Genomic DNA, 12385 nt, shown 5'->3' on the forward strand with positions numbered 1-12385 from the left:
AACAAATGGTTTTACTGAATATTAATTCAAAGCAAATATGTAAAAATACATTTGAATGTTCTTACTAATTTGTAAAATTTAAATAAAAAGTAGAGTTGTTTTTGACTAAAGATAATTTTATAAAAAAGGTTAAAGTTGTTAAAGAAGCGAAAAAGGTTAATCGTTTCACCGTGGTTGATAAGTTAATAAATAAAGGGAATGAACAGCCAGAAAATGGGAGAGAAAACTATTTTATTAGAGAATAAAAAAAAGTTTTTTACTTATTTCATAGCTCGAAGACTTATAGAATGTCCGTCCTGTGGATTATTACAAATAAGACCAATTATTCAGCAGGGTGAAAAGATGTCTTGTTGTCGTTGCCATAAAGAGTTATTACGCCATCCCCTTTCTAAAAAATGGTCATTCCCTTTCGCTTTTACAATAAGTTCCGTTATTTTATATATTGTAATGATTTCTTTTCCTTTACTATCAATTGATTTATATGGACGTACAAATCAACTTGGTGTGTTTAAAGGGACTGTTGAATTTATAAACCAAGGATGGAATGCAGTAGGTATTCTTGTCGGTTTAGTGGTCACTTTTTTTCCTATGCTTGTTATAGGATTGATGGTGTTAATTTTGTATTTTTCTCGAAAAAAGAAGTTGCCGAGTTTTTTCCCTAAACTGTTAATGAGTTATCAAACTTTGCGACCTTGGTCTATGATAGAGGTTTATATATTAGGTGTATTTGTTGCCTATACAAAATTGATTGATATGGCTCATGTTGAGTTACAAATATCGTTATACGCAATCGTTTTATTAATGATTACGATGGCTGTAACGGATGGCTGTGTAGATTTTGCAGAATTTTGGTCACGTTGTTCCTTAAGTAATAAAAAATTTTACTCCGAGCTAGATATTAATTCTCAAGGAAAAAAATGGTTGGAAGTTAAAAATAATAATGCTTTTGTTTCTTGTGAGTGTTGCCAATTAGTTATTTTAGCAGATACTTCCCAAGCGATAGCGTTACTAAAAAGATGTCCTCGATGTGGAAAAAAATTGCATAGGCGTAAGCCCAATAGTTTAAGTCGGTCAATGTCTTTACTTATAGCCGCACTTATTTTTTATATACCTGCAAATTTATACCCTATAATGCATACGACGATGATGGGAAAAGAGAGTAATCACAGGATATTCGGAGGGGTTCTCGAACTGTGGGACAATCAAATGATACCCTTAGCTTTATTAGTTTTTTTTGCAAGCATTCTTGTTCCCGTCTTGAAGATCTCTGGATTAAGTGTCATGATAGGGGCTTCTTTGTTCAAATCAAAACGTTTTCTACTCGAACGTTCCAGACTATTTCAAATTATTTGCTGGGTTGGACGTTGGTCAATGATAGATGTTTTTATGATTTCTATTTTGATTGCACTAATCAAATTTTCTTCTTTAGCAACGGTGAAAGCTGATTTGGGTATTGTAATGTTTGCTGCTGTTGTTGTTTTAACGATTTTTGCTGCTGATGTTTTTGATCCTAGGTTGATGTGGGATTATGCTGGTTTAAATGGGATGGTTTTCAAAAAATCAAAAAATGTCTAGTAAATAGCAACTAGTTATCGCTGTAATATATAAAGAACGTTACGTTATGCCAGAAAATGATTACTATGAGGAACCTCAAGCAGAATCATATAAAGTGAAATTCTCGCTTGTTTGGATTATACCTATAGTCGTGGCTATTTTTGCAGTATATTTAGGCTGGAAATCCTTTTATAATGCAGGACCAACAATTTCCGTAACTTTTGAAACTGCCGATGGTATTATAAGCGGTCAAACTCAAATTAAAAATAAATCGGTTGTATTAGGGACGGTTAAAGGGGTTTCTTTGAGTAAAGATATGCATAACGTCACGGTGTGGATCGAAATGACGCGCAAAGCAGCTCCGATGATTACTGAAAATGCACGGTTTTGGGTTGTGCGTCCTCGTTTCAGCGGCACAAATATTTCTGGTTTAGAAACCTTAATTAGCGGCGCATACATTGCTTTTGATCCAGGAGATTACAAAAATGGAAAACGAGAAGAACATTTCGTCGGTTTAGAATCTCCCCCAGGAGTACGTTCTGATCAGCCTGGAACTACTTTTGTTTTAGCAACAGATAAATTAGGTTCTTTGGGACAAGGTACTCCAATTTTTTATCGTGATACGGTTGCGGGTGAAGTGCTTGATTATAAAATGCCTGCAAATGGTATAGGGCCCATACGATTGAATATTTTCTTAAAAAAGCCTTACGATAGCTATTTGCATAGCAACAGTTCATTTTGGAACGTTTCAGGGCTCAAGATTGGTTTTGGTGCTTCGGGATTAAATATAGAGATGCAATCAATTCAGGCTCTCGTTTCCGGTGGGATTGCATTTGGTGTTTTGGATCATTCTCAAAATTTAAACCATGATTCAAATTTTGTGCCGGTCAATACAGAATTCAAACTTTACACGGATAAAGAGGCCGCGGAAAGTGCCCGTTTTCGCGATAATGTGAAATTGGTAACGTATGTAACTTCTTCGGTAAAAGGCTTATCTAAAGGAAGCCGTATTACCCTTTTTGGTCTTCAAGTAGGTACAGTACAAGATATTTCCTTACAGGTTAATCGCAAAGCCAACAAAACCAGAGTAAAAATTATTATGGATATACAACCTGAGCGAGTATTTTCTTTGCACGAAAATTATGATGCTAGCTTCTTATGGGACACTACAAAAGCATTGATTGCGAACGGGTTAAAAGCTTCTATAGATAACGATAATTTTCTTTTAGGTACGTCTTTAATTTCTCTTAATTTTGTAAAGACTGATACAATTATTACACCTTCTAAAGAAGATGGTATGTTGGTCATACCCTCTCAGACCGGTGGGATGGATGGTATTGTAAACTCAATGTCAGCAGTAACCTCTAAAATAGCAGCGATGCCGTTGGAAGAGATTGGAAATCATTTGGATCAATTGTTGATGCATACCGATCAAAAGATGAAGAGCCCTGACGTTAAAAATACAATAAAATCAATACGAATTTCGATGCAAAATTTAAGTGAATTAAGCAAAAAGCTTAATAAAGGATCAACACCTTTCCTTGAACAACTGCCTGAAATTAATGATCAAATTCAAAATACGTTAAAAAATGCTAATGCCCTCTTAGTGAGCTATGGAGGGGATACCGATTTCCATAGAAATTTGCAGCAATTGATGGTTGAATTAAATCAGACGTCGCGTTCTTTGCGATTTTTGAGTGATTTTATAACACAGCATCCCTCTGCTTTAATTTTAGGAAGAAAACAGTGAGCCGCGTTAATAACTGTATAAACCGATCTAGGCGTTACGTTTTAAAAGGAGGAATGGCTTTACCCTTGGGGTTTTGTGTTTTATCGACGTTAGCAGCATGCGGAAACGCTTCTCCTGATTACTATACGTTGGTGCCTTATCCAGGAAAAATCTATCTTTCTTCTCCTCGTATTGTTGAAGTCAGAAACTCTTCATTGGCTGGATTCCTTGATAAAGATCGAATTGTAAAAGAAGTGTATGCAGGTCAAATGAGCATGTATGTTTCATCCGCGTGGGGAGAGAATTTGGTTGATATGATAGGACGCACGGTGATGCTTAATCTCGTGCAGCGTTTGCCAAATTCTAGAATTTTTTTGCAAAATCAAGCCACTTCAACATTACCGCAAGCTTACGTCGAAATGGATATTTTTAAATTTAACCAAAATAGATCAGGAAATGCTGTTTTAGAAGCTAATCTGGTTATGTATCGTCGTGACCAACAACAAACGGCAATTTCTAAATATATAAATTTGGAATTAAAACCTTATACGCATTCTAGTCAGGCGCTTGTGATTACTTTAAGTCAACTCTTAGCTAAAGTTTCCGACATAGCAGCACAAGGACTGGTCAATATTGGATCATTTTAAGACTTGAACTGGATTAATCAGTGAATATATTTATTTTCCACTGAAGGAGAAAATCAAATTTTCTCAACTTGATTGTATTCAAGATCAACAGGGGTGGAACGTCCAAAAATTGAGACACTTACCTTTAAACGTCCTTTTTCAAGATCTATCTCTTCGACAACACCATTAAATGAGGTGAAAGGTCCATCAGAGACTCTGATTTGTTCTCCAATTTCAAAATTAACGGATGGACGGGGGCTCTCTATGCCTTCTTGGCTTTGCTTCATTATTTGCTCTGCCTCAGCATTGGAAATAGGTGAAGGGCGCATTCTATTACCAAGAAATCCAGTCACTTTTGGCGTATTCTTAATAAGGTGCCATGCCTCGTCCGTCATTTCCATTTTTACAAGAACATAACCAGGGAAGAATTTACGTTCCGTATGAATTTTCTGACCTTTTTTGACTTCGATCACTTCTTCTAAGGGGACTAATATTTCTTCAATTTGGTCACTAAGCCCTTTTTGTTCGGCTTGTTCCTTTATTTGTTGAACAATTTTTTTTTCAAATCCAGAATAGACATGTATGACATACCATCTTTTGACCATTTAATTTTAACCTCCCAAGCCGAACAACATTCGTACGCCGAAACCTATTGCCTGATCAACAACAAAGAAAAAGATAGATGCTCCAGCAGCCATTGCAAGAACAGCTGCCGTTGTGACTAGGGTAGCACGGCGGGTTGGCCATGTTACTTTCTTAGCTTCGCTACGAACATCGCGAAGAAATTTCGTGGGACTTACCGACACGAAATACCTTTCTTATATTAAATAGCCAAATATATTTAAATAATATATCGGGCGGTTAACAACAAATGTGAAAGTTACACTATCACGAAAGTAAAATAGTTGAAACAAATATTGGCAGGGGTGGAGGGTCTCGAACCCGCAACCTCCGGTTTTGGAGACCGGCACTCTAGCCAATTGAGCTACACCCCTGTATTTTTTTAACTAATTCTAGATACGAATCAACTATAATCATTAAGTTTAATTATTTAAAATTAGTTAGAGAAAAAAACATTGTAATGGATTAAAAGTCAAGTAAAAAAAACTTTTTCTACAATTTTTCAACGAAAAACAGATATTTCAAAATAAAGCTTGATTTTAAAGCGGAAGTTGCTAAAAGATTTGACAAGAAACTTTTCTGAGCGGGCGTAGCATAGTGGTAATGCAGTAGCCTTCCAAGCTACCGAGGAGGGTTCGATTCCCTTCGCCCGCTCCATATTATATTCCGTCAAGCTTATAATTCTCTGTTTTCTAATATAGGGAAATTGTTTGTTTTGTTTCAAAGTTTTTTGTATCACCTATTTAAAAGTTAGTTTTAGGAATTTTTATCGAATAGCAAAGATTGATTTCGAAAACATTTGCCTTATATCCTGCTTTAACAGTTGATTGAATCAATAAAAAAGTTGGTCCTAAGTTTTTTTGAAAACTCAAAAAGGAAAACAATTTAATTTTTGCTAGTTTCTGTATTTAGGTTTAAGGATCTAAATTGTTGTTCGATAGCGGATAAAGGTATAAAAGTTTAAATAAATTATAGAATATTTAGCAATATATGGTATATGAATTAACCTGTAAGTTTAAAGTTTTGTAAACTCAAAAATTTTTTATGCAAAATTGTTTAATTCTTAGCAATACTATATGTTCTTGTCATTTTTGTATGTTGTAAAAGAATTATTGCGCGACATTTAATAATGAAGAAACAAAGAAGTATTTTTTAATTTGGGTTTTGAATTTGATTTGGTATGAAGTATTTTCTTTAATGAATCGTTATTCGATGGTTTTGATTGTTGAAAAGGTGAATGAAAGCAAAACAATAGCTTTTGAACCTAATCTTTACAATATGAAAGAGTAATTTCAGTGGTTACCGGTGCAACAATGGCTGCAAGCGCAGCGTCTTCAGCATTTACAACAAGTGATTTAAAAGGTCGATACGCAATAGCGCTTTACGAATTAGCAGAAGAAAATCGAATTTTAAATGAGACCATGGCTGAAGCTAAGAATTTTTTAGAATTGGTTCAAGAAGATGATCGGTTACAAAAATTGTTGATTAATCCTTCATTAGATACATTAAAAAGTTGTGAATTTTTTGTTAACAGCTTGAGAGAAGCAGGGTTCAGCCAATTATTTCAAAATTTTGTTGGAGTTGTTGCTCGCAATCGCCGTCTTTCTAGTTTAAAGGTTATTTTTCAGTCTTTTATATCTTTAGTCAATATGCGTAGAGGTATTGTCACTGCTGAAATCTCAACAGTTTATCCGTTAACGGATATTCAAAAAGCCCGTTTGAAAGATCGTTTAGCTGAAGCAGGATATAATAAAGTTAATTTACAAGAGCGTATTGATAAAAAGTTACTAGGCGGCTTTGTCATACGTATCGGGGCTAAGTTTTACGATGCTAGCCTCAAATCGCGTTTGAATCGCCTACATAATGTTATGAAGGGAGCCGCGTGATGGAAATCCGTCCCGCAGAGATTTCGGAAATCCTTAAAAAGCAAATTGCGTCCTTTGATCAAGAATCTAACGTTGAGGAAACAGGAATTGTTTTGTCTGTTGGTGATGGTATTGCATTGGTTTATGGCCTGCAAAACGTTATGGCAGGGGAACTTGTTTCCTTCGCAAATGGTAGCGTCACAGGCATGGCCTTAAACTTATCCAGTGATCATGTCGGTGTGGTTATCTTTGGTAACGACAGTCAAGTTCGTGAGGGTGATGAGGTAACACGTACAAATCGTGTGGTTGATGTACCCGTCGGAAAAGGGTTGCTGGGCCGAGTGGTTGATGGTTTGGGTAATCCTATTGATGGTAAAGGTCCTTTAAAAGACGTTGAGCGTCGCTTGGCTGATGTGAAGGCGCCTGGGATCATGCCTCGGCAGTCTGTTTGTGAATCAATGCTAACAGGCATTAAAGCTATTGATGCGTTGGTTCCTATTGGGCGTGGTCAAAGAGAGCTTATTATTGGAGATCGTCAGACGGGTAAATCAACGATATTGATTGATTCCATGATTGCTCAAAAGAAAATAAATGCGCTTAATGATCCTAAAAAATCGCTCTATTGTATCTACGTTGCTATTGGACAAAAACGTTCAACGGTTGCACAAGTGGTGCGTACGCTCGAAGAACAAGGGGTTATGGATTATTGTATTGTCGTGGCTGCAACGGCTTCTGACGCAGCCCCTATGCAATATATTGCTCCTTATGCTGCGACGGCTATGGGCGAATATTTCCGCGACAATGGAATGCACGCCCTAATTAGTTATGACGATCTGTCTAAGCAGGCTGTAGCTTATAGGCAAATGTCGCTTTTATTACGACGTCCACCTGGACGAGAAGCTTATCCTGGTGATGTGTTTTATCTTCACTCGCGGTTGCTTGAACGTTCTGCTAAAATGTCTGATGAGCATGGTGGCGGTTCTCTAACGGCTTTACCTGTTATCGAAACACAAGCAGGGGATGTTTCCGCTTATATTCCAACGAATGTTATTTCTATTACGGATGGACAAGTCTTTTTAGAAACGGAGCTTTTTTATCGCGGTATAAGACCTGCTGTTAATGTAGGAACGTCTGTTTCTCGCGTTGGTTCTGCAGCTCAAAGTAAAGCTATGAAGCAAGTTGCTGGTAGTATTAAGTTAGAACTGGCTCAGTATCGCGAGATGGAGGCCTTTGCTCAGTTTGCTTCCGATCTGGATGCTTCAACAAAAAAATTGTTAGAACGGGGCGCTCGTCTAACGGAATTGTTGAAACAACCGCAAAATTCTCCTTATACGATGGAAGAAGAAGTTATCATTTTATATGCTGGCACACGTGGTTATACGGATGACATTCCTTTGGATAAAATAGGAAATTTCGAACGTCAATTTGTAGAGGTTATGCGTTCGACTAAAGCGGATATACTTGATAGCATACGTGATGCTGGACAGATAACCCAAGAATGTGATGAAAAGTTGGCCTCTTTCTTGAAAGAATTTGTTCTTAAGTTTAAGCAAGCTTAAGGAGAATTAAGTAATGGCCTCTTTAAAAGAATTACGAGCACGCATTAACAGTGTCAAATCGACCAAAAAAATTACTAGTGCGATGAAAATGGTTGCCGCTGCAAAGATGCATCGAGCCGAGAGGCGTTCGCGTCAAGCGCAACCTTATGCTCAGGCAATGCTTAAAATTTTGGTAAATCTAAAAAAGTCGCTAGGCGAACGTCCTGGTTTACCTGAATTGTTGGTTGGTAACGGAAAACAAGACACCCATTTAATCATTCCTGTGAGTAGCGACAGAGGCTTAGCAGGGGGGTTTAATGGTAATATAAACCGTGCGACCCGTGTTTTGGTTGAACGTTTGTTGCAACAAGGAAAAAAAGTCAAAATCTGTCCGATTGGGTTTAAATCCTACGTTTATTTTCGAGGTGAATTTCCAGAATTGGTTACGGGCCCTAAAGGGAGCGACCATAGATTAGGAAATGTGACCTTTGAAACTGCGGAGCAGATCGCCCTCTATATTGAAGCATTGCTGCGGGATCAAGGATTTGATGAGTGTACGGTTATTTATAACCGGTTTAAAAATGTCATGCTTCAAGTTCCAACAGAGTTAAAACTTATTCCGTTACAACTTGAGGTTGAGGAAAACAAGGTTGAAACTTTGGATGAAAAATTAGCGGTCAATAAACCCCCTCCGTCAGAAGCGCAATATTCATTCGAACCTGATGGTGAAGAGGTAATGCGTCGTCTTTTACCACAAAACTTAAGAGTGCAACTTTTTGCAGCCATGTTGGAAACCAATGCAGGTGAACAAGGTGCACGTATGGCAGCTATGGACAGTGCCACAAGAAATGCTGCAAAAGCTATAGATAAATTAAGTCTTTATTACAATCGCACGCGCCAAGCGAATATCACCAATGAACTTACGGAAGTTATATCGGGTGCAAATGCTGCTTAATCATTATAATTATTTTGCTAGGAGCTGACCTTATTATGTCGGAGACCGCAATGGAAACTCAAAATGCAACATCCAGTGATTCAACTGCGGCGAATCATGTTGCATCAAAAAGCAATTCTGTAGGATTTGTTACCGAAGTAAAGGGGGCTGTGGTCGACGTCCAGTTTACTGGTGAACTCCCTTATATTCTTAATGCGCTAACTTGCAAAATTGGGGATCGTACGTTGGTCTTGGAAGTTGCGCAAGAAATCGGTGACAACCAAGTGCGTTGTGTGGCTATGGATACCACAGATGGTATGATTCGTGGTATGGAAGTCGTCGATACGGGTACTCAGATTAAAATGCCTGTAGGAAACGAGACCTTAGGTCGCATATTAAATGTTATTGGTCAGCCGGTTGATGAAAAAGGCCCTGTAAACGCAAAAAAATACCTTCCCATTCATAGAGCCGCGCCTTCATTTGAAGAACAAGGCGTAGCAACAGAGATTCTTGAAACAGGAATTAAGGTTGTTGATTTACTATGTCCCTATTTGCGAGGGGGTAAAATTGGTTTATTTGGTGGTGCCGGCGTCGGTAAAACTGTGCTTATTCAAGAGTTGATCAATAATATTGCAATGGGTCATGGTGGCGTATCCGTATTTGCAGGTGTAGGCGAACGTACAAGAGAAGGTAACGATCTGTATCATGAGATGATTGGTGCGGGGGTTATTAAAGTTGATGGAAACAATACAGAAGGCTCTAAGGTTGCCCTCGTTTATGGACAAATGAATGAACCACCTGGAGCTCGCGCTCGCGTTGCATTGTCTGGTTTAACCGTAGCGGAATATTTTCGAGACGAAGCAGGTCAAGACGTTTTATTTTTTGTCGATAATATATTTCGTTTTACGCAAGCTGGATCTGAAGTTTCTGCTCTTTTGGGGCGTATCCCTTCAGCGGTCGGTTACCAACCAACGTTGGCGACAGAAATGGGTGCGTTGCAAGAGCGTATTACTTCAACGAAAAAAGGATCAATTACCTCTGTTCAGGCCATTTACGTGCCAGCGGATGATTTAACGGATCCTGCACCAGCAACGACATTTGCCCACTTGGATGCGACGACCGTGTTAAATCGGTCTATTGCTGAGTTAGGAATTTATCCAGCTGTAGATCCTCTTGATTCGACGTCACGTTCTTTAGATCCACGAATTGTCGGAGAAGAACATTATCAAGTCGCCAGAAGTGTACAGAGTATTTTACAAAATTATAAATCCTTGCAAGACATTATTGCTATTTTAGGTATGGATGAGCTTTCTGAAGACGATAAAAAAGTTGTTGCTCGTGCACGACGTATACAGCGTTTTCTTTCTCAACCTTTCCATGTAGCTGAAGTGTTTACGGGTATGTCTGGCAAATTGGTTCCTGTTAAAGATACTGTTCGTTCTTTTAAAGAGATCGTTGATGGTAAGCACGATGATTTACCTGAATCGGCTTTTTATATGGTAGGAACTATTGACGAGGCTGTCGCTAAGGCCGAAAAAATGAGACAAGAAGCAAATTAAAGTTTTTATAGGAAGACAGCGATGTCGATACAGATTGAAATTATCAGTCCTAAAGAAGTAGTACTGTCACAAAAAGTCGATATGGCTGTTATCCCTGGTCTCGAAGGTGACATTGCTGCAATGGAGGGACGGGCTCCAATAATCCTTCTGCTTCGTGGCGGGATTATATCTCTTTATGAAAAAGATACGGTAATACAAAGCCTTTTCATTGAAAATGGATTTGCAGAGATGAAAGAATCTCAATGTACTGTTTTAGTTAATAAAGTTATAAAACTTGATGAAATTGATGCAGAACAAGCAAACGACCGTTTGGTTCGTCTTCAGGCTCAATATGATGAGATTGCTTCTGGAAAAGATGCTGAAGCTCAACGTAATCTTATTGATCAAATACAAGGGGCTAGGGTAATGAAAGAGCTAGCCACTTCTTAAATTAAAGAGTTTTATAATCTAATAAAACATTTTTATTTTATCTGCCGCGATAGGGAGGAACTTCTTGTGGTGGTATCCATACTTTTTTAGGGGGAGTGTTCGTTTGCCAAAAAACGTCAATAGGCATTCCTCCTCGAGGGAACCAATACCCACCTATTCTCAGCCAATGAGGATGAAGGAGTTTTACTAGCGTTGTTCCAATCTCAACGGTACATGCTTCATGAAAGGCGCCGTGATTGCGAAAACTCCCTAAAAAAAGTTTTAACGACTTGCTTTCAACGATCCATTTATTCGGTATGTAATCAATAATTAAATGTGCGAAATCCGGTTGACTTGTGATGGGGCAAAGGGATGTAAATTCCGGTGCTGTGAATCGAACTGTATACTGATAATCTTCAAAGGGTGCAGGCACTCGTTCTAATTTGGCTTCTTGCGGAGAGTTAGGTAAAGAACTTATATGCCCTAACTGGGTAAGTTGCGTGTTTAATTCGTCTTTTATTTTCATATTTATCATCACTTTTTGTAATAGAGCTGTAGGGGAAAGTATAATATTATAATAAAATGAGCCATTGTAAAAAGTATGTCGCTGGAATTATTAAGTTAAAAATATGTTTACTGACGAAGAGATTGTTAAGGCGTGTCGCGTAAAGCAATTATCCTATCCTTTACATACATTAGAAGAATATTTAAATTCTCGATATTTACCACTGGTCGACGAACAGATGCAACCTGATTCAACTGTGGTTATGAGAGCATCAATCCCTAAACACATTGTATTGTTTTGGCATAATACACTTGTACCTCATGATGTTTGTCATTCTATAAAAAAAATAAAAACATATAATAAGGACTATCAGGTTAGTTTATATGATTTTGAAAAAGGAAAAGAATTTATTAAACAATATTATGGAACGGATTTATCCAATCTTTATGAGAAACGTTGTATTCATCCTACCATGCTGTCCGATTTTTTTCGGATTTGCTATTTGTACGAGAAGGGAGGAATCTACGTTGATATTGATATAAATTGTTATAATCCTCTAGAAAAAATTTTTAATTTTCAAGATTTTGATTGTTATTTGTTTTATTCAATTGGAACGCCATGCTGTATAAATAATGGTTTCATTGTTTGTAAACCTTATCATGAGCTTATGCTAGCAACGTTAAAAGTAATTCAAAAAAATTTAACCATTAAACGAAATTATACTAGTGTATGGGAATGCACAGGTCCCCAAGCTTTATCCATTGCACTAATGGAAAAACTGACCAAAAAAATTATCAAAAATGAGCAAAAAAGCTCGAGTCTTGATGATCTAAAATTGGCATCTCATTCTTTAGCCAAAAGAGCATACGAACATGCAGAGCTAGAATATAAAAAGACTGCTGAGGGGAATTGGCGTATGTTTCAATTGCCTGATTGGTTGTATGCAACGTGAAGCGAAACCATTAGCTTAGAATAAAATATATTTCATAAAAGTGTTAATGTTTTGAGTAACTTAATCTACAAAATCTTGTGTTGAGAATGGCTTG

At 37.5% G+C, this 12385-nt stretch carries 12 protein-coding genes and 2 tRNA genes; 10 read left to right on the top strand and 4 right to left on the bottom strand.

Annotated features, from left to right (window positions below; translation table 11 throughout):
• Window positions 1-198: 198 nt before the first annotated feature.
• The 3 genes from AABE15_RS02490 to AABE15_RS02500 are packed head-to-tail and all read left to right on the top strand — an operon-like array spanning window position 199 to window position 3930.
• Window positions 199-1575: a paraquat-inducible protein A gene (locus tag AABE15_RS02490; RefSeq protein ID WP_338329705.1), complete on the top strand. Its 1377-nt coding sequence runs from the start codon at window positions 199-201 to the stop codon at window positions 1573-1575.
• A gap of 46 nt (window positions 1576-1621) precedes the next feature.
• Window positions 1622-3304, top strand: a complete 1683-nt coding sequence (locus AABE15_RS02495) for an MlaD family protein (protein WP_338329706.1) — start codon at window positions 1622-1624, stop codon at window positions 3302-3304.
• Window positions 3301-3930: an ABC-type transport auxiliary lipoprotein family protein gene (locus tag AABE15_RS02500; RefSeq protein ID WP_338329707.1), complete on the top strand. Its 630-nt coding sequence runs from the start codon at window positions 3301-3303 to the stop codon at window positions 3928-3930. Before AABE15_RS02495 ends, AABE15_RS02500 begins: the two co-directional genes overlap by 4 nt.
• 53 nt (window positions 3931-3983) lie before the next feature.
• Here AABE15_RS02500 and nusG read toward each other — a convergent pair whose 3' ends face one another.
• From nusG to AABE15_RS02515, 3 genes are all read right to left on the bottom strand, one after another.
• Window positions 3984-4514 (bottom strand): transcription termination/antitermination protein NusG, encoded by a 531-nt coding sequence (gene nusG / locus AABE15_RS02505; protein WP_338329708.1) that lies wholly within the window; start codon window positions 4512-4514, stop codon window positions 3984-3986.
• Window positions 4515-4520: 6 nt separating this feature from the next.
• Entirely contained in the window at window positions 4521-4715 is a 195-nt protein-coding gene (gene secE, locus AABE15_RS02510; RefSeq protein WP_338329709.1) for a preprotein translocase subunit SecE, read from the bottom strand.
• A 112-nt stretch (window positions 4716-4827) separates the two neighbouring features.
• Window positions 4828-4904 (bottom strand) — tRNA-Trp (locus AABE15_RS02515).
• 209 nt (window positions 4905-5113) lie between these two features.
• On the opposite strand from AABE15_RS02515, the gene AABE15_RS02520 reads away from it, so the two are divergent.
• The 6 genes from AABE15_RS02520 to atpC all read left to right on the top strand — a co-directional run bounded on the left by AABE15_RS02520 (window position 5114) and on the right by atpC (window position 10855).
• Window positions 5114-5187: transfer RNA gene (locus AABE15_RS02520), tRNA-Gly, on the top strand.
• Window positions 5188-5825: 638 nt separating this feature from the next.
• Window positions 5826-6416 (top strand): ATP synthase F1 subunit delta, encoded by a 591-nt coding sequence (atpH, locus tag AABE15_RS02525; RefSeq protein WP_338329710.1) that lies wholly within the window; start codon window positions 5826-5828, stop codon window positions 6414-6416.
• Window positions 6416-7954 (top strand): F0F1 ATP synthase subunit alpha, encoded by a 1539-nt coding sequence (atpA, locus tag AABE15_RS02530; protein ID WP_338329711.1) that lies wholly within the window; start codon window positions 6416-6418, stop codon window positions 7952-7954. The genes atpH and atpA overlap by 1 nt, the downstream gene beginning before the upstream one ends.
• A 13-nt stretch (window positions 7955-7967) precedes the next feature.
• Window positions 7968-8888, top strand: coding sequence for a F0F1 ATP synthase subunit gamma (locus AABE15_RS02535; RefSeq protein ID WP_338329712.1), 921 nt, complete (start codon window positions 7968-7970; stop codon window positions 8886-8888).
• A 35-nt stretch (window positions 8889-8923) separates the two neighbouring features.
• The gene (gene atpD, locus AABE15_RS02540; protein ID WP_408870243.1) at window positions 8924-10426 is read left to right on the top strand and encodes a F0F1 ATP synthase subunit beta; all 1503 of its coding nucleotides are present in this window, start codon (window positions 8924-8926) and stop codon (window positions 10424-10426) included.
• 21 nt (window positions 10427-10447) lie between these two features.
• Window positions 10448-10855, top strand: coding sequence for an ATP synthase F1 subunit epsilon (gene atpC, locus AABE15_RS02545; protein ID WP_338329713.1), 408 nt, complete (start codon window positions 10448-10450; stop codon window positions 10853-10855).
• Window positions 10856-10892: 37 nt separating this feature from the next.
• Here atpC and queF read toward each other — a convergent pair whose 3' ends face one another.
• Window positions 10893-11360 carry a preQ(1) synthase gene (queF, locus tag AABE15_RS02550; RefSeq protein ID WP_338329714.1) on the bottom strand — a complete coding sequence of 156 codons (468 nt, stop codon included), beginning with the start codon at window positions 11358-11360 and terminating at the stop codon, window positions 10893-10895.
• 103 nt (window positions 11361-11463) lie between these two features.
• Between queF and AABE15_RS02555 the strand changes: the two genes are divergently transcribed.
• The gene (locus AABE15_RS02555) at window positions 11464-12291 is read left to right on the top strand and encodes a glycosyltransferase (protein ID WP_338329715.1); all 828 of its coding nucleotides are present in this window, start codon (window positions 11464-11466) and stop codon (window positions 12289-12291) included.
• Window positions 12292-12385 lie beyond the last annotated feature (94 nt).

The sequence above is a fragment of the Commensalibacter sp. Nvir genome (genome assembly GCF_963921845.1).
Taxonomy (GTDB): Bacteria; Pseudomonadota; Alphaproteobacteria; order Acetobacterales; family Acetobacteraceae; genus Commensalibacter.